Here is a 23,048-nt window from a genome sequence, read left to right as displayed (position 1 = left end):
GGGACTGAGGGGCGCGTTGAGGAGCGACTGCGCGAAGGTTTTGTGAACCTGCGCCTGACCCGTCAGGTGGAGGTCATGCGGTACCCGTTTCCTCCTGCGGAGACGGTTGACTTCTTTCGCAAGTACTATGGTCCAACCCTCCGTGCCTTTGAGTCGCTCTCGGCAGACGGCCAGATCGCGCTGAGGGAGGACCTGGTCGAGCTGCAGACGCGCCACAATTCTGCGAAGGAAGCCGGGACGACGGCGGTCGAGGCGGAGTACCTGGAAGTCGTGGCCACCAAGCGTTGAGCCAGCTCCAGACTGGACAAAAATCGCCATCCATTCACCTATTCACAGGAGGAATTTGAACTGCCATGTACCATCAAGACCATTTGAAAAACATCCCCAAGATGAACGATCTGGCCCCTGAGGCCATGAGAGCCTTTTGGGCATTTGACCGGCTGGCCGTCGCTGACGGTGCCATTCCCGTGAAGTACAAGGAACTGATCGCGGTGGCCGTGGCCGTCACGACGCAGTGCCCATACTGCATCGAGATCCACACGGCCAACGCCCGCAAGGCCGGTGCCACCGATACCGAGCTGACGGAGGCGGCCATCGTGGCTGCGGCACTGCGTGCGGGAGGAGCCATCACGCACGCGACACATGCCCTGGGGTAGAGAGTATCAGGCCAGATGCGAGGGGCCTGCTGAGCGGGCCCTTCGCGGCTGTCGCGCTCCGAGCAATCCTCTTGATCATTTGCTCCGTTTCATTGCAAAGTAGGGCATGAACCCTCTTCATAAAGCCGTCCTCGTCCTGTGCGCAACGATTCCGAGCCTGTCGCAGGCCTGTCTATGGGATAGCGACACGCTCGCTACGGAACGGGCTCGTTTCCCGGAAGTTCAGGGAACCATGAGCGGCGTTTTTCCTCGTCATTCGAAGGAGTATCATACTTGGCGGGTGAAGCAGAAGGAACCACTTGTTGAGTCAGGCAAGGCTACGGCCAGTGACTATGACGATCTGGCGGTCTCGCAGCATAAGCTGGGTTTCCATCAGAGCGCCATCGACATCATGATGGCAAAGGAAAAGAAGTTCCCGGCGCAATATGAGACATACTCCAACTTGGGGACGTTTTACATCTACACCGGAGATTTGGTGACGGCCAAAGGCTGGATTGAGAAGGCTCTCTCGATCAATCTAAATGCCCATTTTGGGCGTGAAAAATACCAACTCTGGCTGGTGCAATGGCTTCTTGAAAGGCGTGAGGCGACTGAATCGCTGGTTAATCCTGGAGACGAGAGTATTGACCAATACTTCGCTCGTACCAAGGGTTTTGCCAGCTTTGCGGCGAGGAAAGAAGCCGGGAGCTATCGCGGGAGTAGTGATCAGCCGATTTCATTCAGCGAAGATCAGCGTAAGGCGGCCATTGGTGGTTTGACGGGGATGATGTACTTTGCAGATTTTGACAACCCGATCTTGCAGGAAGCATTGGGGGATCTTCTGAGCTTTGGTAGCGGGGAGGACAATGCCGCCCAGCTCGCAGGCTTGTGCTATTTGCAGGCTTCCCAGCGTGTCGTTGCGTCCGAAGAGAAGAAGCGGTTGATGGACAAGGTGCTTAAGGTGATTCAAACTTCCAAGGGTGTCGATGAAACCAAACTAAAAACGGTTCTCCGTAAGTCTCTGGAGCAAGGCGAGGCTTACGCCAAAAAAGTGCGGGCAGACGAGTTGGCATGGATCGCCGCTGGCAAAGATGTCTCCGCAGAGTTTCAGAAGAAGTACCTTGGGCAGAAGCGCTAGGAGTCTACGAGAAATCAAGAGCGTGGTCGGAAGGGGAAATAGAGGCCGATTGCCTTTGTTGATGCAGGAGAATAGATGGCATCTACAGCCATTCTACAGAAGTAGTTCAACGGATCTCGTCGGTTCTGGCGGCGGAGCGGGCGGGTGGAACAATGACTGCGTTTTGGGCAATTTTCAGGCTTCCTGGCACTGCGTAGCAGGTTGTCGCGCGTGCTGCTCTTGACATACTCCAACCTCCCTCGCTAGCCCCGCCGCTAAATGCGCATCCCGGCGAACAGTGGGTCGTTTTCGACCGGTCGGCCCAGGAACGGTTCCGTGCCTGGAACTGTCTCACTGAAGCGCGAATGCCACCTGATGGCGAGTTCTAGGAATGTGCCAAGGCTGTTCTCAAAACTGGCGGCATCCAGTGAGATGAGCGGCTGGCCGAAGTTCAGCCACACCATTCCGTCCACCGGGTCGATGGCGAAGCTGGCTCCGCCTGTATCCAGCAAGGAGAGATTGTGGGAGAGGAGTGCGGCATAGAAGGCCTCCCGGGCATTGTCTGGTATGGGGCAGATCTCGGCTGTGAAGAAGAGGTGCGGGGAGTCGGCGGGCAAGTACACCGCGCAACGATGATCTTGCTCGAAGACAAGCTGCCACTGACCAAATTCGTCGAGCTTGCCAGCTCCAAGAGCATGGCTTTCACAGAGCCTGGTGATCCAGGTGTTTACGAGGTCGGTCATGATATGGCGATAGGTGTTGGAGAGGTGAATGCTCAGTTGAGCTCGGCTCTAATTTCCTCAGAAAAGAAGTCGGCCCCTGGTGTTGTGCGGCAGAGGGCAGCGAAACCTGAACCCAGTTCCAGCAGGTACTCATGATACCCATCATCGTTGGCATGGAGGCGGGTGAAGACGCTTTGAATGGTGACCAGCCCATTGTCGGCAAAGAAGTCCAGATTGCCCGCTTCAAGATTTACAGGGATGGCGTTCACTTCATCAACGTTGTGATGATGCAGCAACTCGCGGTGGTCGTCCCCCAAGACTCTGGTGAAGTACGCTACGTCACCAACACTGATGTCGGACACCATGGCATCGAGGATACGTGTGGCCACCATCTGGTCAGACTCGGGAATGGCATTGAGACGGCCTGCCCTGGTTTGCCCCCCAGCGGCCATCTGGTTGAGACTGGCGTCCAATCGTCCCTCCAGAAATTGATCTCGGGCCTGAGCCTCGTCCCTGAGGTGGTCGGCGATGAGATCCTGTCTTGGCGTGAGCTGGAGGGGCGTCGAGAGGGGATGGTAGCGCAGGTGAACCCCAGCCAGATCGTCGATGTAGGCAGTGATGCTGTCCTGTGCGTCATCCTGAGCCAACGCACGGATGACTTCGTGGAAACCTTGTTCGAACGCATCGGCACCAAACTGCTGGGCGGAGCCCAAGCCATCACCCGAGGGGGACATCGCGTTGTCAATGTCAAGATGCTGGTCCTGGTGCATTCCTTGAATCCAGACAAAGCTCTCCCATGCAATTTCTGATTGGGTGCCTGTGGTTTCGTCCAGCCGGTCCGTGTCGCCATTCACGGTGAACTTGGTGGTCCTGACGGTTTCCCCCCGATTGAAAAGGCCGCCCTGTAGTTGCATCGCACGTGAAAGTCCTCTGGACTCCTGCCTGGCTTGATTGACATCGCACAGGCCGTCTACCAAAGGAGGGTGCGTGATGAAGTCCAGGCACTGGGGGTCGACGCTCAGTTCCAGGTCGGTGAAAAAGGGCCTGCGATTGCTGACATAGATGTTTGTCTGGTGCAGGTCTCGCGTGCCCATGAGCATGAACATGGCAGCCTGACGGCCATACTCCCTGTAGAAGGTCTCAGCTTCAGGCGGATTCATCTGGAAATGTTCCATTCCTCCATGTGGCAGATACTCGACGTACCCGTACTGCTCTGGACCTTCGGGACCCGGGAGAAAATTGTAGGTGGGTACCGCATCGTTCCCCAGTTGGGCGTTGACGATGTCGGCAAGGCTCGCGCTTTCTCCATGGAACGCGCGGTTGCCCACCAGCATGGCATCGATACGCACATCCCTGGGTTTGTAGACAAGCAGTCGCTCGTCTCCAGCCAGGTCGGTGGGACCGAAGTTGAGGATCAAGACGCGCTCTCCTCCCTTGTGCGGATCGCTGCTGGTGATGGTGATGTCGGCGAGGCCGGGAGTGAGATCGTCACCCTCAAAGAAGCGGGTGCCAATTGGGTTGTCCTGATGATGAAGGTCCTGGTGGAGATGATGGAAGGTCCTGTTCAGGAAAGCCATTCCGTTATCCGCTCCGCTTTGCAGCAGATGTCCCAAGGTCGGGTAAGTGACTGTTTTGATCTGTTCAAAGGTTTGGCCCCCTGAATCCACGATGTTGCTAATGGTCTCCCCGTAGGAAAACTTGCCTTTTCCGGTGGTGCGCCACTCTGTGCCGAGCATCTCCAGAATCTTGTCATCAAATTCCTTTGAGGCCATTTGTCCGGCCACACTGGTTAGCAGGCTGTGGTCGTCAGTTCCGTCCACCCTGTAGGTGGTCAAGGCGATCCCTTGAAGCATGGAGAGCATTTCATCGCGATACAATTCAGCTCGCTCCGCATCTGGGAATCCACCTGACTGGGCTGCGTGATTGAAGGCTTTGAGCGCGGCCTGTGCTATGGCGTAGGCGGCAACATTTTCATCAGGATTCTCCATGTCGTGGAGTGCTGCAGCGGCATCTTGAAGCTCCCGTGCCGCGGCGATCGTTGCCTGCATCAATTCATAGGAGAGAGGGATGTTTTCCTCTTGGGGAATCTGCAGATAGGCGACGAAGACATTCTCGGCAATCTCCTCTCCAAACTCCCGTGCCAGCAGATTACGGAAGGAGTTGATCAGTTCATGATTGTTCTGATTGTCGTCGGGTATTCCCAGGTTCCCGGTAATGATGCCACCTTGCTCGATATCCTGGCGCACCTGTCTGGCAAAGCGGGATGCCAATCCTGGATCGGCCCCAGGATGCTGTCGCTCGATCTCGATCAGCGCGTTCAGGGATTGACCCATGCCAACGTTGTGAGAACCCACCGCGGCGAGACGGTTGATCGCGGCGGTGGATGCTTCATTGTGCATCAGGTCACCCAGGGATTGGATGAAGTGTTGGGCAAGCAGAGGCTCTTCTTGATGGTCGACAAGGTGGATGAGCCTGCATGCCGCAGTCGGCAGATTGACTGCGAGTTCGAAGATCAGGTCGGCGGATTCCTGGTGAGGGTGTTGGCCCAAAGCAATCCGAGTCGAAAAGTCGGCGAGCTGAAGGAGTTCTTCCACATACCCCGGATAGGCATCCATTAGAGGGGCCACAGCTTGCGGGTATTGTTCGGAGATCCTCGCTAGGCCTTCGGCCACCTGGATCGCTTGCGCTTGATTGGCACCCTCGCGGGCAGCTTTGTCCGCGAGGGAGATTGCGGCCGGCAGATCCTTTACGGCAAGACGGGCGATGGCCTCACATGCCCCTGCAGAGAGGTTGGGGTGATCCAGCAGATCCATCAGGACCCGTGTGCGAGCTGGATTCTGAAGGGCAACAATCAGCAGTTGACTGGTGATCTTTGGGGCGTCGTCGTTCGCTTCATGTTCAGCTGGGGCATAGATCAGCTCTGCGAGGCCATAGTCTTCGGATGCCATCAATCTGGCCAGGCGAACCTGATCCCGGTCAGTCATCAAGAGGGCTTCTCTCATGTCGGCCGATCTGAGAATGGCCCGGGCAGTGTGCATCACTTGGGGAAGGATGTAGCCACCGTTGTCATCTGCTTCCCGGAGTTTGCGGAGATGTTTCTTGGAAACGCCGGTTGCGATGAAGCCTCTCGCGTCCAGGTCTGCTTCGCCCCTCCTGTGCACGGCAAGTTGCTTGTCTTCGGTGGTGGCGATCCGGATCTTGTTCCAGACGCCGGTCGTTCCGCCGGCATTCCTTTCCTGCTGAAGGGTTGCACCTTGATCAACCGAGTTGGCGACGAATACTGCTCCAAAGCGGTCGATTTTCATGGATTGGCTTTTGTGTGCGAGGTTGGGCGGTGGATTCTGGTGGAATCCGGGGCCGGAATGAAGGTGCTCGCAGGTACATCAGCCTTTCTCCGTGGAGTTGTTACACGGCAACGGAAAGTTTTGCCACGGGGTGACTTGATGCTGACACGGCGTCTCGATAGAGAAATCAGCATACGCGCCTGGGCGGCGCACTCGGTCATGCTTCTGAGCTACTTTGCTCTCTTAAACCTTTTCCTTCTCCGCTCCCTCTCTCTTCCTCAACTGCCCACACGCCGCATCGATGTCCGGGCCACGAGCGCGGCGCAGATGCGCCACGGCTCCACATTGCCGGAGCGTGGTCAGGAAGGCCTCCGTCTGCTCCATGCTGCTGGGGGCATAGGTGCGGCCCTTGAGGCTGAGGCCGGTGGGGTTGTAGCGCAGCAGGTTGATGTGCATGCGCCGGTCCTTCATCAGGCTGGCGAGATCCCGGGCCTGGTTCAAGGAATCATTCACGCCCTCCAGCAGGCAGTACTGGATGGTGGTGATGCGGCCGCTCTTTTCCTGATAGCGGTCGGCGGCAGCGAGGATGTCCTGCACCGGGAACCGGCGCCCCATGGGGAGCAGGGCCGTGCGGGTAGCGTCGTCCGGGGCATGCAGGGAGACGGCAAGATGCACGCCCAGACTGGTCTCTGTGAGTTCCTCGATCCCGGGAACGATGCCAACAGTGGACACGGTGACTTGCCGCCAGCCCAGGGCACCCAACTGGGGATCCGCCATGCGCCGGACGGCGGGGAGGACGTTGCGGAGATTCAGCATGGGTTCACCCATGCCCATGAAGACGATGGTGCGGAGCGTGCGCCCTGCTGCCGCGGCCTCGCGCCGAAGATGAAGGAACTGCTCGATGATCTCGCCTGAAGTGAGATTTCGCTCGAAGCCCGTCTGGGTGGTGGCGCAGAAGTCACACCCCATGGCGCAGCCCACCTGGCTGGAGATGCAGCCTGCCGCTCGCTCCGGGCGATAGTCGGGCATGAGGACAGTCTCCACCGTGCGACCGTCCGGAAGGCGGAGGAGGAGCTTGCAGGTGCCATCCTCCGACACTTGGCGCTGGGCCAGGGTCGCAGCGGTGGAGGGGAACGCCGTGGCGACATGGTCCATGAGCCCGGCCGGGAGTCTGTCCTTGGGAGGGGCGGTCACTTGGCCGGCTCCGTACACGGAACGCAGAACCGGCAGCGTGTGCCCCGTCTTATACCCCTGCGTCGCCATCCATGACGACAACTCCTCGGCGGAGAGGTCGAGGAGAGGGCGCGGGGCAGGGGAGACGACGGGCATCATGGGCAGGGCGAGCCCGCAGGGTAGCACCAACCCAGCCGGGTCCAAAACGGGAAATGAATGGGGCAGTCTTGCCTGCGTGTCGGTGTCTCCTGCAGCGGCGCTGCATCGTCTTTGAGGCAGCCCGTAAGAAAAGCTGGCAACAGAGACGGCCAGCCCCTTATCCTGCCGGACCATCACCTTCCTCGCATAAAATCATGATTTGGATCGCTTCCGCCAAACGCACACCCCAGGGGCGCTTTCTCGGGTCCCTCGCCAAGACTTCTGCCGTGGATCTCGGCGTCGCCGCTGCCCGCGCCGCGCTGGCCGGAGTAGACCCTGAACGCATTGATCAGGTGATCGTGGGCAACGTGCTCGCCGCCGGACAGGGTATGAACATCGCCCGACAGATCGGGGTGAAGCTGGGACTGCCGCTGCGGGTGCCGGCTTTCACGGTGAACATGATGTGCGCCTCCGGCATGCAGGCCGTGCGGCTGGCGGTAGAGTCCATCCAGGCAGGCAACTCGCGCATGATCCTTTGCGGCGGGACGGAGTCGATGTCGAACGCCCCGCACCTCCTCCCGCGCTCCCGTACCGGCTATAAGCTGGGGGACGCTGTGATGGTGGATTCTCTGCTGCGGGATGGGTTGGTCGATTCCTTCAGCGGTCAGCACATGGGGCTGACTGCGGAGCGTCTGGCCGTGTCTCACGGCATCACGCGGGAGGCCCAAGACCGGTTTGCGGCGACGAGCCAGCAGAGGTGGTTCGCCGCGCGCAATGCGGGCCGCTTTGCCAATGAGATGGTGACTATGGAAGAACTGGCCGAGGACGAGCATCCGCGCGGGGACACGACGGCGGAGAAGCTGGGGTCGCTGAAGCCCACGTTTCAGAAAGATGGCTCCGTCACGGCGGGCAATGCCTCGGGCTTGAATGATGGAGCCGCCATGCTGGTGGTGTGTGATGAAGCGGCGGGTCGGGAAGCTGGGCTGGAGCCGCTGGCCTTGATCGAAAAGACATCCGTCGTGGGCTGTGAGCCCGATTTGATGGGGCTGGGGCCGGTGTATGCGACCCGGGCCCTGGGGATCGATCCGGCGGTATTCGATGCGATTGAGCTCAATGAAGCGTTTGCCGCGCAGGCGCTGGCCTGCATGCGCGATCTGGAGCTGGATGAAAGCAATGTCAATATCGACGGCGGGGCCATCGCACTGGGGCATCCCATCGGAGCCTCCGGGGCGCGGTTGCTGGTGCATCTGGCGCATCAAGGGCATCAGCGATCCCTGGCCACGCTCTGTGTGGGCGGCGGGATGGGCTGTGCAGTGGCCTTGCGGAAACCCTGAGACCCCTGTATTTCATGAACCATCTGTCTGAACCCGCCTGGGTTCCCTCTGAGGAGTTCATCTCCAGCACCAATATCGCCTGGCTCATGCAGAAGGCAGGAGCGGGGAGTTGGGAGGAGTTGCACGCATGGTCGGTGACCCATCGCGAAGCCTACTGGGAGCTGGCCATCGAGCGATTGGGGCTCACCTTCCAACAGCCGTGGGAGCGTATTGCCGATCTCTCACGCGGGCCAGAACATCCTGAGTGGCTGCCTGGGGCTCATTTCAACATTGCAGAGAGTTGTCTCAAAGACGAGCCGGATGCCCTTGCCATCCTGCATCAGGATGAGGGAGGTGCGATGAAACGCATGACCCGTGGTGCCCTGGCGGAGCTGGCGGGCCGCGTTGCGGCAGGGTTGGCCCGGCTGGGGGTGGGAAAGGGGGATCGCATCGCCCTCTTTCTGCCGATGAGCGCGGAAGCCGTGGCCATCTATCTGGGGACTATTCAGGCGGGATGCGCGGTGGTGGGCATTGCCGACAGCTTCTGCCCGCCTGAGATCGCCGTGCGGTTGAGCATCGCCCCGGTCTCCGTGGTGTTCACCCAGCAGTCTGTCCTGCGTGGCGGGAAGGAACTTCCACTCTATGCCAGCGTGGTGGCTGCGGCCACGCCCCGTGCCGTGGTCTTGGGGGCGACCGAGGCCCTGGCGAGGACTGAGGACATCACTTGGTGGGACTTTCTGCCAGAGAAGGGAACTTCCGCCTTTGAGCAAGGCGTTCCGAGTGACGCGATCAACATCCTCTTCTCCTCCGGCACGACCGGGGAACCCAAGGCCATCCCGTGGAGCCAAACCACGCCTATCAAGTGCGGTGCGGATGCCCACTTCCACCATGACATCCGACCAGGGGACGTGCTGGTGTGGCCTACGAACATCGGCTGGATGATGGGCCCCTGGTTGATCTTTGCCAGTCTGCTGAACCGCTCCGCCATGGCCTTGTGGCAGGGGGCTCCGGTCGGCGCGGGCTTCGGCCGGTTTGTGCAGGAGTCCGGGGCCACCATGCTGGGGGTGATCCCCACGCTCGTGAAGACCTGGCGCAAGACGGACACGTTCAGCGGTTCTAATCTCTCCCGCATCCGGGCCTTCAGTTCCACCGGTGAGTGCTCCAATGCGGACGACATGCGCTGGCTCATGGCGCAGGCAGGTGGGCGACCGGTGATTGAGTACTGCGGAGGCACCGAGATTGGTGGCGGGTACATCACCGGGGTGGTGACGCGCGCGTGCATTCCTGGAACCTTCAATGCCAAAGCGCTGGGAGGGGATTTTGTGATCCTCAATGAAGCCGGGCAGGAGACGAAGGCAGGGGAGGGGGAGGTGTATCTGCTGCCTCCCTCCATCGGGCTCTCCCTGAGCTTGCTCAATCGGGATCATCACCAGTCCTACTATGCAGGGTGCCCGGAGGGGCCTCAAGGGGAGGTGCTGCGTCGCCACGGCGACCAGATGAAAGCCCTGTCGGGCGGCTACTGGAGCGCCCATGGCCGGGCGGATGACACCATGAACCTCAGCGGGATCAAGGTGAGCTCCGCCGAGATCGAGCGCACGCTGCAGAGCGTGGCTGGGGTGACAGAGACAGCTGCCATCGCCGTTGCGCCAGGGGGCGGCCCGGATCACCTCGTCATCTACGTGGTGGGGAGCGGGGTGTTGGAGGCGGACAAGACCGCTCTGCAGGCCGCCATGCAGGAACGAATCAAGCATGGGCTGAACCCGCTCTTCAAAATCCACGACGTGGTGCCCATCGAGGCGCTGCCCCGCACGGCTTCGAACAAGGTCATGCGTCGCGTGCTGCGGGACCTCTATCTTTCCAATCTATGAAACAACTCATCGTCATCACTGGCGCGGGCGGAGGGATTGGCCGGGGGCTGAGCCTGTGTCTGGCCGGGCAAGGGCACGCCATCATCGCCACGGATGTGAATGCCGCGGCGGCGGCAGAAACGGCCGAGCAAGTGAAGGCCGCAGGCGGGGAGGCAGAGTCTTATGGACTGGACCTCACGCAGGAGGGCTCGGTGCGCCAGTTCTGGGAATCCCTGGAGGGCCGCCCCGTCAGTGTGCTGATCAACAACGCCGGCCTGCAAAAGGTCGCCAAGGTGGACGAGTTCCCCACGGAGCAGTGGGACCTGCTCACGAATGTGCTGCTGCGGGGCACATTCCTGATGACGCGCGGGGTGCTGCCGGGCATGCGGGCGCGCGGTTTCGGCCGGGTCATCCATCTGGGCTCCATCCACTCGCTGGTGGCCTCCCCGGGCAAGTCCGCCTATGTGGCGGCCAAGCACGCGTTGCTGGGTTTTTCCAAGACCCTGGCGCTGGAGACGGCAGGCACGGACATCACGAGCAACACGATCTGCCCCTCCTATGTGCACACGCCTCTGGTGGATGCCCAGATCAAGGATCAGGCCAGGCTCCGAGGACTGACCGAGGAGGATGTGGTGAATCGCATCATGCTCGAGCCCATGCCGAAGAAGGTGTTCATCACCTTCGAGGAGATCGCCGGAGCGGTCGCGTACTTCATGAGCCCCGCGGCGCGGAACGTCACCGGGCAGCACCTCGCCATCGATGGCGGCTGGACCTCCCAGTGAGTTCGTGGACCCTTACCTCACCTGATACCTGACCATGAGCGTGTTGATTGTCCTGGGAGCTCTGATCTTCCTGATGTGGATCGCCTATCGCGGCTACAGCGTGATCCTCTTCGCCCCGGTGGCGGCGCTGGGGGCGGTCTTGCTGACCGATCCCAGCCTGGTCGCGCCCATGTTCAGCGGGCTCTTCATGGAGAAGCTCGCCGGTTTCCTGAAACTCTACTTCCCGGTCTTTCTGCTGGGGGCGATCTTCGGGAAGGTGATTGAGCTTTCGGGCTTCGCGCAATCCATCGTCACTGCCGTGATATCCCTGGTGGGAGGAAAGCGGGCCATCGCCGCCATCGTGGCCGTGTGTGCGCTGCTCACCTACGGCGGAGTCTCGCTCTTCGTGGTGGTGTTCGCGGTGTATCCCTTTGCGGCGGAGATGTTCCGGAAGGCGGACATCCCCAAGCGGTTGATCCCTGGAACCATCGCGCTGGGGGCCTTCACCTTCACCATGGACTGCCTGCCCGGCACCCCGCAGATCCAGAACATCATTCCCACCACGTTCTTCAAGACGACCATCTATGCTGCGCCGTGGTTGGGCACCATCGGCGGACTGTTCATCCTGGCCTTTGGTCTGGTGTACCTGGACTGGCGTCGACGCCGTGCTGCGGCGGCAGGGGAGGGCTATGGCGTGAATCTGCTGAATGAACCTGCCTCGCTCAATCATGAGAGCCTGCCCCATCCGCTGATTGCCTTGTTGCCACTGTTGCTGGTGGGGGTGTTGAACAAGGTGCTCACCGCCGTCATTCCCCACTACTACGGGGAGACGCATTCCTTCCTGCCCACGGCGATCGGCAAGGCGGCCCCCGTCACCCAGGAGATCTCCCGCGTCACAGCGGTGTGGGCGGTGCAGGGGGCTTTGCTGGTCGGCATCGCGGCTGTGCTGCTGCTGGCGTGGAAGTCCGTTTCCAAGCACTTCCTGGAGGGTTCGAAGCCGGCCATCTCCGGGGCCTTGCTCGCGGCGATGAACACCGCGGCAGAGTACGGGTTCGGTGCCGTGATCGCGGCGCTGCCGGGGTTCGTGGCCCTCACTCGGGCGCTGGAAGCCATTCGTAATCCGCTCATCAGCGAGGCCGTCACGGTCACCACGCTGGCAGGGATCACCGGTTCCGCATCGGGCGGGCTCAGTATCGCCCTTGCGGCCATGTCGGAGACGTTTATCCCGGCCGCGCTGAATTCCGGCATCCCCGCAGAGGTCATGCACCGTGTGGCCTCCATGGCCAGCGGTGGCATGGATACGCTGCCTCACAATGGGGCGGTGATCACGCTGCTGGCCGTCACCGGATTGACCCACCGGCAGTCTTATCGGGACATCTTCGCGGTCACCTTGATCAAGACGCTCGCGGTGTTTGTGGTTATCGGCGTCTATTATCTGACGGGGGTGGTTTAGGGCAGGCTGGCAGTCTGCTTCCGGGGCAATTTGTTCATTCACGTTGTCGATTGCATTATTGGGTGTGTCCCAGACGTCTTCTTCACCTGTGAGACTCTTTTCTTGCCTTGCCCTGCTCACGCTCCAGATCCCATTATTCGCGGGATCGCTGCACGTTGACAATGTCCGTGGTGTTGACAGCAACGACGGTTCGAGCACGACCCCTGTGAAGACCATCCAGAAGGGGATCGATCTGGCCAAGCCGGGTGATACTGTTTTCCTGAAGGTGAATCCGGAGCCCTACAGTGAGCCGGGGATCAACTTCAAGAAGGGCGGGGCACCCGGGGCACCCATCGTGCTGGATGGTCAGGGGGCCACCCTTTCAGGGTTGGTGCAGTATGGGATTGAGGAGTGGAAGCCGCTGGAGGGGGCCTCGGGAGTGTACGGCACGCGCTACGACTTCCCTCTGCGTTTCAAGCAGGTCTCGGCGACCAAAGACTACGAAAAGTCCGCGTTTTCCATCGTCTTCTTTGACGGGAAACCTGGCTCGTGTGCGCAGTCGCTTGAAGCTCTTGAGCCGGGGCAATATTTCCTCTCCCTGGAGACGGCTGACTCTGGCGGCACGCTGTATCTCAAGTTACCTGAAGGCAAGACCTTGAGCAACACCCAGATCCTCATGCCGCGCCGTGCTCATACAGCCCTGCACGTGGGGAAGTGCTATGTGACAATCAAGAACCTCACCTCAGCGTGGGCATCGCAGGACAGCTTCTCTACAACAAAGTCGCATGACCTTGTCTTCGAGAACGTCCGCGGCTGCTACAACATGGACCAGGGCATGTCCCACCATGGCTCTCAGGTGGTGACCCGGAACTCGATCTTTGATCACAACGGTGCCACTGGGGTGCGAGACGTGTACGATGACTGCGACTCCACGTACGAGGACTGTGTATTCTTTGAGAACCTCGTCGCGGGTGTGGATGCGATGGGGCGATCGCATCGTTTTGTTCGCTGCCTGTTTCTGGACAACTTCGGATCGGGACTCTCGGTGTCCAAGCAAGTCGCGGCGGAAGTCGAGGACTGCGCGTTCAAGGGGGCTCCCGACCGTGCAGGAGTCCGTGGGTGGAGGTGCGTGTTCTCTGTGAAGAACTCGAGCTTGGAGAAGCTGAAGACTGGCATCAGCATTGCGGAGTCGAAGGCCGTGATCACCGGCAATGTCTTCCGCCACTGTGAGGTGAACGAGGACTGGTACTTCCCAGAAGGGTGGGCGGCGAATCTTGCAGAGGGGAGGCTACGATCCGGCGAGAATCTTTTCGTGGGCGGCGTCTTCAAGCTCTCCAACAAGGAGCCAGTGGTTCTCTGGGAGGCCTTTGCTGCGCGCACCGGGCAGGACGCTGCCTCCCGATACATCGGCACCGTCAGTTCCAGCATGGAACTCGCCTCCGGCAGGATTGAGAGCGAGGGCAGGACTTTTGGCTCCGCGATTCCGGCGACACTACCAGAGAAGTACCAGAAGCTCTCCAGCCCGGATCCCCGGGTACCTGAGCCACCGAAGCCCCGTTAGCCGACGACCGTCCTCCGCTGCACAAGCCACCCCTTGCTGTTTCCACGGTTGCGTGGGAAAATGCCCGCTTGCCGCCTTGCCCCGGCTTGCTGCCATAGCGATGTCCTATGCGTGTCATAGGGACAATCAATAGGACTTTCAGTTTCAACCCCTTAACTTCGGGTTCTGTTCCGGGCGTTGCATTGCCGAAATGGCAAATCCAAGCCAGGAACCTTGTCTGAAATTGCGCTGCGGCACGTATTTCTGGACTCACGTCATCGCCATCTTCTCACCCCCGTCGCATTCCAACTCCTCACGAAAACAAATCCATGAGCACCGAAGCCAAATGCCCTGTTCTCCACGCCACCTCCGGTGGCGGTACGACCAACCGTGACTGGTGGCCCAACCAGCTCCGCGTTGACCTTCTCAGCCAGCACTCCTCCAAGTCCAACCCCATGGACAAGGACTTCAACTACGCTGAGGAGTTCAAGAGCCTGGACCTCGCCGCAGTGAAGGCAGACCTCGCGGCGCTCATGACGGACTCTCAGGACTGGTGGCCGGCCGACTTCGGTCACTACGGCCCGCTTTTCATCCGTATGGCCTGGCACAGCGCCGGCACCTATCGCACTGGCGATGGCCGTGGCGGTGGCGGTCGTGGGCAGCAGCGCTTTGCCCCGCTCAACAGCTGGCCGGACAACGTCAGCCTGGACAAGGCCCGCCGCCTCCTTTGGCCCATCAAGCAGAAGTACGGCCGCAAGATCTCCTGGGCGGATCTCATGATCCTCACCGGCAACGTCGCGCTGGAGACCATGGGCTTCAAGACCTTTGGCTTTGCCGGTGGCCGTGAAGACACCTGGGAGCCTGACAACGATGTGTACTGGGGCCGCGAGACCACCTGGCTGGGTGGCGATGTGCGCTATGCCCACGGCTCTCCCGGCGTGGTGGAAGACCACGGCGTGCTGGTGTCAGATGACACGGCCGATGGCAAAGTTCACAGCCGGAACCTGGAGAACCCACTGGCCGCCGTGCAGATGGGCCTTATTTACGTGAACCCGGAAGGCCCGGATGGCAATCCTGACCCCGTGCTAGCTGCCAAGGACATCCGCGACACCTTCGGCCGCATGGCCATGAACGACGAGGAAACTGTCGCGCTCATCGCTGGCGGTCACACCTTCGGCAAGACGCACGGTGCCGGCCCGGCCGACAACGTGGGCAAGGATGTGGAAGCGGCTGGTCTTGAGCAGCAGGGCCTCGGCTGGAGCAACAGCTTTGGCAGCGGCAAGGGGGGCGACACCATCACCAGCGGTCTGGAAGTCACCTGGACCAGCACGCCGACCAAGTGGAGCAACAACTTCTTCTGGAACCTCTTCAGCTTCGAGTGGGAACTCTTCAAGAGTCCCGCGGGTGCCCACCAGTGGCGTCCCAAGAACGGTGCTGGCGAAGGCACCGTGCCGCATGCGCATGACAAGACCAAGCGCATCGCCCCCTCCATGCTCACGACCGACCTCGCTCTGCGGTACGACCCCGAGTACGAGAAGATCGCCCGCCGTTTCCTCGAGAACCCCGACCAGTTCGCCGACGCCTTCGCCCGCGCCTGGTTCAAGCTCACGCACCGTGACATGGGTCCGCGTGCTCGCTACCTCGGGGCAGAAGTGCCCGCTGAGGAGCTCATCTGGCAGGACCCCATCCCGGCCGTGGATCACGCGCTGGTGGACGATGCCGATGTCGCTGCCCTGAAGGCCAAGGTGCTCGCCTCCGGTCTCACCGTCTCAGAGCTCGTCGGTACCGCCTGGGCTTCCGCCTCCACGTTCCGTGGTTCAGACAAACGCGGTGGTGCCAATGGTGGCCGCCTCCGTCTGGCTCCGCAGAAGGACTGGGAAGTGAACAACCCCACCCAGCTTGCCAAGGTGCTGGAGAAGCTGGAAGGCATCCAGAACGAGTTCAACGGCGCCCAGACGGGTGGCAAGAAGATCTCCCTGGCTGACCTCATCGTTCTCGCCGGTTCCGCCGGTGTGGAGCAGGCGGCCAAGAACGCGGGCAAGGACATCACCGTGCCCTTCACGCCCGGCCGTGGTGATGCCTCCCAGGAGCAGACGGATGTGGAATCCGTCGGTGCGCTGGAGCCCATCGCCGATGGTTTCAGAAACTACCTCAAGGGGCGCTACACCATCCCGGCTGAAGCCCTTCTCATCGACAAGGCGCAACTGCTCACCCTCACCGCTCCTGAATTGACGGTGCTGCTCGGTGGCCTGCGTGTCTTGAACATCAACACTGGCGGTGCCAAGCACGGCGTTCTCACCGAGCGTCCCGAGGCGCTGACCAATGACTTCTTCGTGAACCTGCTCAGCATGGGCACGGAGTGGAAGCAGGTCTCCCCCTGTGGCAACGCCTTCGCCGCGATCGATCGCAAGACCGGTCAGCCCAAGTGGACCGGCACCCGCAATGACCTCGTCTTCGGCTCGAACTCCATCCTCCGCGCCGTGGCCGAAGTCTACGCGACCGCCGACTCCGAGGAGAAGTTCCTCAGCGACTTCGTCGCCGCCTGGACCAAGGTCATGAACCTGGACCGGTTCGACTTGGCGTAAGCCCCAACCAATTGCGTCCGCTTTATTGCGGATGTTGTGAGAAAGCACCCCGGGTCTCCATGAGGTCCGGGGTGTTTTTGTTTTTACGGAGAAAAAGGTACCTGCACTCCAGGCGTGACATCGTCTGGGGCTCCAGCTTAGACTTCTTTCATGAAGTTTTTGCTTTGCGCTATTGGTCTTGGGCTGTGCTGGTCATCGCTCGCGGCTGAGGAAGTCAGTGCGGAGGCAAAGGAGTGCTTTGAGTGGTTTGCCACCTTGGGACACCCTGATCCCAAAGACGCGACATGGGCTGAGATTGGGACGGGTGTGTACTACTATGAAGATGGCGATCAGCCCATAAGGGTGACTTCGCCGGGCTTCCTCCTTGGTGGCGAAGGTGACAAGTTTCACGTGTTGTTTCCTGACCTCACTGAGCGGACTTTTACCAAAACTGGACCTGGTGCGAAAGCGTATGAAAAGGTGGGGGCGGAGCCGCGAGATTTTGTGGAGATGGTGAAGGGCCTGCTCGGCGAACTTCAAGCGCCACCCGAGAGCCGAAAAAGCAGGTTCAGAGCCAAGCTGGGACACAAGGCTGAGACGTTCCACTACGCCTACATCTGCTGGCGAAAGGGGGAGTTCGTGCTCGCGCAGCAGATGTATGACGAGGCTTCCAAGTTGGAATGCTCCTTTATCCGTGATCAGCGCGCGTCCAAGCCTGCCATGCGCGAGGCTTTGGAGATCGAGTTGGGGCACGCTGCCACGTGGGATGCGGTGCTTCACGCTGGCGGCTCCAGCCTTGGCGGCGAGATGTGGGCACGTGACGAGGAGCTCGTCTCACGGGGAAAGCTGCTGGAGATGTTTCGCCGGATCATCCGGCTCTATCCTCACAGTGTGCAGATTGACCGGGCCAAAGCGAGCGTCGCGATTCTCGAAAAGATGGTCAAAGAAGACGCGGCGCACGCCTTCGTGAGCCGGGATGACCTCGCGAAGCTGCCGGTGGATAGACAGGTTTCTGAGCTCATTTTCCAGTTGCGGGATCAAAACGGCCATCAATCGAGTCAGCCGGGCTGGTGCGATATTTTTGAGATGAATGCGGGGGAGGAGAGTCCGGCTCATCAGTTGGTGAAACTGGGGACTGCGGCGGTACCCCAGCTAGTTGACGTGTTGGGAGATGATCGATTCTCCAGATCTGTCGGATTTCATCGCAACTTTCATTTCTCTCACACCATCCTGACGGTGGGAGATTGCGCGGAGGCGATCCTATCTCGCATCGCGCGGAAGAACTTTTATACGCCGCGTTCCACATCGAGTTACATGTCCCGCGATGATGATGTGGCCGCCACCAAGAAGGAAGTGCGGGAGTGGTGGGAGGGCTTTCAGCGCAAGGGGGAAAAGCAGTCTCTGATCGATGATATTGGATCCGGAGAGGTGGATCCGGGTCCGCTCTATGTGCGGCTTCGCGAGTTGGATGCGGCTGCTGCAGACCGGGCAGTGTTGGAGGGCGCCGTCAAGGTCCAGGAACCGTGGCTTGTACGTCGATTCATCGATGTCCTCGCCAACGTCAAAGGTGACGCTGCCACGAAGCAACTGCTGGCGAGAGCCAGGGGCGATGGGGATCTCAATGTCCGCCTTTCCGCGATGACGTGCCTGCTCAATGACGATCATCCGGAGGCACTGCCTCTTGTCATTGAGCAATGGAGGAGGCTCGGGCGGGCGGATAGCAATGGGATTCGCGACGGTGTGGAAGTGACCATCCGGCTTCTGGTCGCCAGTGGCAATACCGTTGCCATGCAGGAATTGGTGAAAGAGTGGGACCTGCGTCCCATCTACGAGCGATTCGAGATAGTCAGCATCCTTGGTGAACTTCTTCACGCTGACGCCAAAGATGATTTCAACTCCATCCGTCTCAAACCACAGGAGGCTGAAGCACGGGGCATTGCGATCCGGCTTTTGGTTCATGCTCTCGAAGACTCCGCTATCCGTGCCGGATCGACCGGGGCGCGAGGGAACTTCAACTACTCGAATCCCCGCATCTGCGATTTTGCCCTATGGGCGCTGAACCGGATGGATCCCAAGACGTATGCGTTCTCCCCCAAAGCATCCCGTCGCACGCGTGATCGTGAAAGGTTCATTGCTGCGAACATCTGGCGCCGCGACCATGGCTCAGCGTTGCTCGCGGTGCCGGAGATCAAGGCCTTGCCGAAGCTTGCTGAGAGCGAGGCTCTGCAGATCAGTCTTGTCACTATTGAAGGGGGCGAACTGATCGCGGGAACGGCGTTTGCCCAGCAGGTGAATGCGCTCAAGGGTGCGCGACTTGTGCCTGAGACCGTTCCCAATCTGCTCGTACAATTCGCCAGCCAGCGTATCGAAGGGGTAGGAGGCCTCACCATCGATGCTCTGCGGGAATCTGACCTCACCGGGGTTGAGATTCACGTCAAGGTGGACGCAGGCTCCTACCCGACCACCGGGAGCTGGGGGCTACATAACACGGGAAAATTTTCCACCATCCGCCTCGGAAGCCGGTCGGGTTCGTTCAGTGTAGAACATGGTCGCCCTTTGGAGAGCTTACAGGACTTTATCGATGACGTCAGAAAAGGGCTGCAATCTCCTCCATCCACCGAGTTCGAGTTTTGCATCGGAATCGGTGAAGGGAGTGATTGAACTGCACCCGGAGTATCCGGAGGGGCGAGGCCCCCTCACTTGGTAAAGACGACATGCATGGCGGACTCGCTCGTGGCGTGTTCGGTGCACTTGTAGCCCAGCTTCCGGAGATCAATTCCTGCCAAGAGGTTCTCCCCACGGCCTAGAGCAGCGGGGGCGACGGCGAGATGCATCTCATCCACCAGGCCTGCCTCCAGATACTGGCGGATCGTGGCTGCCCCACCTCCTATGCGTACGTCCTTGTCACCTGCGGCCGCTTTCGCACGCTCCAGCGCAGCGTGGATGCCATCGGTCACGAAGTGGAAGGTAGTGCCTCCTTCCATCTCGATGGAGGGGCGGGCGTGATGGGTGAGGATGAAGACAGGCACGTGATACGGCGGGTTCTCGCCCCACCAGCCCTTCCATCCATCATCCACCCAAGGCCCTCGGGAATGGGCGAACATGTTGCGTCCTAGAATCCACGCGCCGAGGTTCGCCAGGCCCCGTTCGGCATAGTCGTTGTCGATCCCGGTGGTGCCGTCGCCTTCACCCTGCATCTGCTTAAAGGTGCGGGTCGGGAAGAACCACTGGTGGAGATCAAAACCGCCCACTCCCAGGGGATTCTCAAGGCTCTGATCAGGGCCGGCCCCAAAGCCGTCGAGGGATACGCCAAAGCAATTAACGCGAAGCTTGGACATGTTGGTAAGATAGTTCTGTGATTGGAGTTCGTTGCAGGGGCGGCCCTCACGCATCGGCGCGGCGTTCTTCACTCTCCTGCACCATGCCGCTGAGATCTGCGGCGGGACGGATCTCGAACGGGCCCGCCTTCACACCGGGGTGCTTGGACATGAGCTGGATGGCGTGATTCAGATCGCGCGCCTCCAGGATGAGGATGCCGCCGATCTGCTCCTTCGTTTCAGCATAGGGACCATCGGTCACAGCCACCTTGCCATTCTCCCAGCGCAGGGTCGCGGCGGACTGTGGACCCTGGAGAGCCTCGCCACCGGCGAAGTGACCGTTCCGGCGCAATTCATCGTCATACGAGAAGCATTCGTCCACCATCGCGTTACGCTCGCTTTCCGACATGGATTCAAACTTGTTGGGTTCGATGTATCCGAGGCAGATGTATTTCATAAAGGGTAGGGGAGAGGAGTGTGGGTTTCCGCGGCGCGTTGATTGGCCGTTTCAAGAGCCAGTCGATTGGCATCGGAGGAAATCGACAGCGGGCTGAACTTTTTTCTGAAACGCACCAGAAGGCCTGGATGAATGCCTTTTCAGAATTCGCACGGTGGGGGCGAGGAGGGATGGGAGAGCTCGGGTGGAAATCGCTGAATACTTCGTAGCGGACAGTGCGTTGATCCATCCGCAACTCTTCCTCCCATGGTTACCCTTCGTCAGATCGTCTGTACCGGCCTGGTGGCCGTCTCTCTCCCGGCTTTTAGCCAGCAGCCCCCAAACCAACCTCAAACTCCGCCTCCAGCCCCGGCCCCGGCCAAGAAGCCCGAGCGGCCGCAGCCACCCACGCGGCCGTTGGATGGACCGGGCGCACCCAAGTTCACCCGCCTGGACGGCAAGCCGGGGGTGAACCCGCCCGTGAATGTGAACGGGGACTTCGTCATCGGTCCGGACTACATCCCGGCTCCTGAGGCCAAATCCGTCGAGGGTGTTCCTCAGGGGAAGGTCCAGCAGTTCCAGATGGATTCCCGGGAGTGCAAGCTCTTCAATCCCGGCATCGCCCGCGATGAGTTCGGCACGGTCGATCCGAATAATCCCAAGACTCTGATCGTCAAGACCCACCCGATTGATTACAAGCGGACCGTCACCGTGTACGTCCCGGCCCAATACAAGGCTGGCACCGCTGCGCCGTTCATCGTCACGCACGATGGACCCGGCATGGGCAAGCCGGACATGAACCTCGTCCGCACGCTGGATAATCTCATCGCCCAGAAGCGCGTGCCCGCCATGATCGCCATCATGATCTCCAGCGGCGGGGGCGATGCGCAAGGCCACGAGCGGGGCAGGGAGTACGACACCATGTCTGGGCTGTTTGCCGAGTTCATCGAGACCGAGGTGCTGCCTCTGGTGGAGAAGAACTACGGCGTGAAGCTGACCAAAGACCCCGAAGGTCGCGCCACCATGGGCAACAGCTCTGGTGGCTCCGCGGCTCTGGCAATGGCCTGGTATCGCAATGATCTCTATCATCGCGTGCTCACCACCTCTGGAACGTTCGTGAACCAGCAGTGGCCCTTCAATCCCGAGACGCCTGGCGGTGCCTGGGACTTCCATGACAAGCTCATCCCCGCGAGCCCCGTCAAGCCCCTCCGCATCTGGATGGCCGTGGGAGATCGTGATCTCCTGAACCCCAACGTCATGCGCGACAACATGCACGACTGGGTGGAAGCCAACCACCGCATGGCCAAGGTGCTCAAGGCCAAAGGCTACCCGTATCAGTATGTCTATTGCCTGAACACCGGCCACAGCGTCGGCCCCGCCAAGGCGCAGTTTTTGCCGCAGGCGCTCGAGTGGTTGTGGCAGGGGTATCCGGTGGAGAAGTAAGGGGTGGGGTGTGGGCAGGCTAGCAAGAGCGTCGAATGGGAGTGATCTCATTCGGAAGCTCTTTGGTCACAACTTTGGTTGCGATTGACAAGCAATTCTTGAAGATTGCCTTTAAGCCAATGAAATTTCGTCCTACCTCCCCGTCACCTGTCGCCTCTCTTTTGCTCGGTGCCTTCATGGCGCTCAGCAGTGTCATCCCTGGCCGCGCCCAAGCCCCTGCCGACAAACCCACCGTCAGCGGCACCTTCCTGAGCGATGGCAAGGACGGGAAGATCCAGTACCTCGTGGTCCAGACCCGCGAGCCCTTCAGCGACAAGCCCGCGATCCGGTTGGTGTTCACGGAGAAGAACCCCTCCGCCTCCAAGAAGCCGGACTTCGACGCCGGCTTCAAAAAACTGGGCAGCGCCTTGGTGATTAGCGTGTTCAAGGATGGCGGCATCTTCGGGTGCGAGGTCGCGCACAGCGCTCATTCCAAGTCGCCCTTCTCCTCTGTCGGCGCCATCAAGATGGAAGGCTTCACAGTCACTGATACCCAGGTCTCCGGTCGCCTGACCACTGGCAAGGAACTGGAGTTTTTCGGCCAGACGTGGAACGTCGATCTCAACTTCTCGGCCCCGCTGCCCAAGGGAGCTTTCGCCGCCGAAGCCGCTGAATCTCCGACCGCCTCCAGTTCCAAAAAGATGGAGAAAGACAAAGAGGAATCCGAACCCGTCCCCTCCGGCCCGAAACTTCCTGTCGCCGATCTGCCGCTGCCGACCGGTGCCCGTGACATCGAGTACAAGTCCGTCGTCGGTCACATCCTCTTCAAGGCCGATGGTTCCGTGGGCACTGTGGCCAATGCCTTCTCCAAGAAGCTCCAGGCCCAGGGGTGGCAGGACGGGGCAGGGAGCCTCATCGGCAAGAACAACGCCATCCTCAAGCGCAAGCTCAACGGTGCGGATCTCACCATCATGATCCAGCCCGAAGGCACCGGCAGCAACGTCAAGGTCTTCACCCAAGGCCTCGACTGGTCCACGACCCCTGCCTCCACAGCCGGTGCAGGTGCCGCCCCCGCTTCCAAACCCGCCACGCCCAACGTGGAGGACATCGAGAAGGAAGCCAACAAGGCGCTCCAAGATGCGCTGAAGGGCATTCCGGGGATCAAGTTGTGAGGGAAGGGTAGGAGTTAAGAGTTATGAGTTAGAGGTTGGACGTCGACGTTAGGCATTCAGCGAGTGGTCTGGTGAGGTGTTCAGTTCACGAAGCTTTCACAATTCAGACTCTTAACTTCTAACTTCTAACATCCAGCTTCCGCAGGCTGAAGCCTGTACTCCGTACAATTTCGCC

Annotated in this window: 16 protein-coding genes and 1 pseudogene; 12 read left to right on the top strand and 5 right to left on the bottom strand. The window is 60.3% G+C overall.

Features of this window, described 5'->3' with window-relative positions; translation table 11 throughout:
• The 3 genes and pseudogenes from BV106_RS24825 to BV106_RS24815 form a co-directional block, all read left to right on the top strand.
• Positions 1–288: pseudogene (locus BV106_RS24825) on the top strand (SAM-dependent methyltransferase); the annotation flags it as partial.
• A 65-nt stretch (positions 289–353) separates the two neighbouring features.
• Positions 354–656 (top strand): carboxymuconolactone decarboxylase family protein, encoded by a 303-nt coding sequence (locus BV106_RS24820; protein ID WP_038169194.1) that lies wholly within the window; start codon positions 354–356, stop codon positions 654–656.
• A 106-nt stretch (positions 657–762) separates the two neighbouring features.
• Positions 763–1,773 (top strand): hypothetical protein, encoded by a 1,011-nt coding sequence (locus BV106_RS24815; RefSeq protein WP_038169193.1) that lies wholly within the window; start codon positions 763–765, stop codon positions 1,771–1,773.
• A 254-nt stretch (positions 1,774–2,027) separates the two neighbouring features.
• Here the strand turns inward: BV106_RS24815 and BV106_RS24810 are convergent, their stop codons facing one another.
• From BV106_RS24810 to rlmN, 3 genes are all read right to left on the bottom strand, one after another.
• Positions 2,028–2,495 (bottom strand): type III secretion system chaperone, encoded by a 468-nt coding sequence (locus BV106_RS24810; protein ID WP_038169192.1) that lies wholly within the window; start codon positions 2,493–2,495, stop codon positions 2,028–2,030.
• A 32-nt stretch (positions 2,496–2,527) separates the two neighbouring features.
• Complete coding sequence (locus tag BV106_RS24805) at positions 2,528–5,779, bottom strand: DUF4135 domain-containing protein (RefSeq protein WP_038169191.1); 3,252 nt, start codon at positions 5,777–5,779, stop codon at positions 2,528–2,530.
• A 222-nt stretch (positions 5,780–6,001) separates the two neighbouring features.
• Entirely contained in the window at positions 6,002–7,090 is a 1,089-nt protein-coding gene (gene rlmN, locus BV106_RS24800) for a 23S rRNA (adenine(2503)-C(2))-methyltransferase RlmN (protein WP_051946296.1), read from the bottom strand.
• A gap of 194 nt (positions 7,091–7,284) precedes the next feature.
• On the opposite strand from rlmN, the gene BV106_RS24795 reads away from it, so the two are divergent.
• The 7 genes from BV106_RS24795 to BV106_RS24765 all read left to right on the top strand — a co-directional run bounded on the left by BV106_RS24795 (position 7,285) and on the right by BV106_RS24765 (position 19,187).
• Entirely contained in the window at positions 7,285–8,403 is a 1,119-nt protein-coding gene (locus BV106_RS24795) for an acetyl-CoA C-acyltransferase (RefSeq protein ID WP_038169190.1), read from the top strand.
• A gap of 14 nt (positions 8,404–8,417) precedes the next feature.
• Positions 8,418–10,250 (top strand): AMP-binding protein, encoded by a 1,833-nt coding sequence (locus BV106_RS24790; RefSeq protein WP_038169189.1) that lies wholly within the window; start codon positions 8,418–8,420, stop codon positions 10,248–10,250.
• Positions 10,247–11,011 carry a 3-hydroxybutyrate dehydrogenase gene (locus tag BV106_RS24785; RefSeq protein ID WP_038169188.1) on the top strand — a complete coding sequence of 255 codons (765 nt, stop codon included), beginning with the start codon at positions 10,247–10,249 and terminating at the stop codon, positions 11,009–11,011. Before BV106_RS24790 ends, BV106_RS24785 begins: the two co-directional genes overlap by 4 nt.
• A 34-nt stretch (positions 11,012–11,045) precedes the next feature.
• Entirely contained in the window at positions 11,046–12,443 is a 1,398-nt protein-coding gene (locus tag BV106_RS24780; protein WP_038169187.1) for a GntP family permease, read from the top strand.
• Between the two features lie 205 nt (positions 12,444–12,648).
• On the top strand, positions 12,649–13,983 hold the full coding sequence (locus BV106_RS24775) for a right-handed parallel beta-helix repeat-containing protein (protein ID WP_265596045.1): 1,335 nt from the start codon (positions 12,649–12,651) through the stop codon (positions 13,981–13,983).
• A gap of 308 nt (positions 13,984–14,291) precedes the next feature.
• Entirely contained in the window at positions 14,292–16,547 is a 2,256-nt protein-coding gene (katG, locus tag BV106_RS24770; protein WP_038169185.1) for a catalase/peroxidase HPI, read from the top strand.
• A gap of 150 nt (positions 16,548–16,697) precedes the next feature.
• A complete protein-coding gene (locus BV106_RS24765) occupies positions 16,698–19,187 on the top strand; it encodes a hypothetical protein (protein ID WP_038169184.1) in 2,490 nt (829 codons plus the stop codon).
• Between the two features lie 35 nt (positions 19,188–19,222).
• Here the strand turns inward: BV106_RS24765 and BV106_RS24760 are convergent, their stop codons facing one another.
• Positions 19,223–19,864 carry a dihydrofolate reductase family protein gene (locus BV106_RS24760; RefSeq protein ID WP_038169196.1) on the bottom strand — a complete coding sequence of 214 codons (642 nt, stop codon included), beginning with the start codon at positions 19,862–19,864 and terminating at the stop codon, positions 19,223–19,225.
• A gap of 46 nt (positions 19,865–19,910) precedes the next feature.
• On the bottom strand, positions 19,911–20,300 hold the full coding sequence (locus BV106_RS24755) for a YciI family protein (protein ID WP_038169183.1): 390 nt from the start codon (positions 20,298–20,300) through the stop codon (positions 19,911–19,913).
• Positions 20,301–20,546: 246 nt separating this feature from the next.
• Between BV106_RS24755 and BV106_RS24750 the strand changes: the two genes are divergently transcribed.
• Positions 20,547–21,722, top strand: coding sequence for an alpha/beta hydrolase-fold protein (locus BV106_RS24750; RefSeq protein WP_038169182.1), 1,176 nt, complete (start codon positions 20,547–20,549; stop codon positions 21,720–21,722).
• Positions 21,723–21,841: 119 nt separating this feature from the next.
• Entirely contained in the window at positions 21,842–22,873 is a 1,032-nt protein-coding gene (locus tag BV106_RS24745; RefSeq protein WP_265596044.1) for a hypothetical protein, read from the top strand.
• Positions 22,874–23,048 lie beyond the last annotated feature (175 nt).

The sequence above is a fragment of the Verrucomicrobium sp. BvORR106 genome (assembly GCF_000739655.1).
Lineage (GTDB): Bacteria > Verrucomicrobiota > Verrucomicrobiia > Verrucomicrobiales > Verrucomicrobiaceae > Verrucomicrobium.
The sequence above is the reverse complement of the archived record's forward strand: the minus strand, read 5'-3'. Positions and strand labels throughout refer to the sequence as shown.

Bases quoted from the DNA above. Each gene is read 5' to 3' on its own strand.
- BV106_RS24820 (WP_038169194.1), top strand. From the start codon at position 354: ATGTACCATCAAGACCATTTGAAAAACATCCCCAAGATGAACGATCTG.
- BV106_RS24815 (WP_038169193.1), top strand. From the start codon at position 763: ATGAACCCTCTTCATAAAGCCGTCCTCGTCCTGTGCGCAACGATTCCG.
- BV106_RS24810 (WP_038169192.1), bottom strand. From the start codon at position 2,495: ATGACCGACCTCGTAAACACCTGGATCACCAGGCTCTGTGAAAGCCAT.
- BV106_RS24805 (WP_038169191.1), bottom strand. From the start codon at position 5,779: ATGAAAATCGACCGCTTTGGAGCAGTATTCGTCGCCAACTCGGTTGAT.
- rlmN (WP_051946296.1), bottom strand. From the start codon at position 7,090: ATGATGCCCGTCGTCTCCCCTGCCCCGCGCCCTCTCCTCGACCTCTCC.
- BV106_RS24795 (WP_038169190.1), top strand. From the start codon at position 7,285: ATGATTTGGATCGCTTCCGCCAAACGCACACCCCAGGGGCGCTTTCTC.
- BV106_RS24790 (WP_038169189.1), top strand. From the start codon at position 8,418: ATGAACCATCTGTCTGAACCCGCCTGGGTTCCCTCTGAGGAGTTCATC.
- BV106_RS24785 (WP_038169188.1), top strand. From the start codon at position 10,247: ATGAAACAACTCATCGTCATCACTGGCGCGGGCGGAGGGATTGGCCGG.
- BV106_RS24780 (WP_038169187.1), top strand. From the start codon at position 11,046: ATGAGCGTGTTGATTGTCCTGGGAGCTCTGATCTTCCTGATGTGGATC.
- katG (WP_038169185.1), top strand. From the start codon at position 14,292: ATGAGCACCGAAGCCAAATGCCCTGTTCTCCACGCCACCTCCGGTGGC.
- BV106_RS24765 (WP_038169184.1), top strand. From the start codon at position 16,698: ATGAAGTTTTTGCTTTGCGCTATTGGTCTTGGGCTGTGCTGGTCATCG.
- BV106_RS24760 (WP_038169196.1), bottom strand. From the start codon at position 19,864: ATGTCCAAGCTTCGCGTTAATTGCTTTGGCGTATCCCTCGACGGCTTT.
- BV106_RS24755 (WP_038169183.1), bottom strand. From the start codon at position 20,300: ATGAAATACATCTGCCTCGGATACATCGAACCCAACAAGTTTGAATCC.
- BV106_RS24750 (WP_038169182.1), top strand. From the start codon at position 20,547: ATGGTTACCCTTCGTCAGATCGTCTGTACCGGCCTGGTGGCCGTCTCT.
- BV106_RS24745 (WP_265596044.1), top strand. From the start codon at position 21,842: ATGAAATTTCGTCCTACCTCCCCGTCACCTGTCGCCTCTCTTTTGCTC.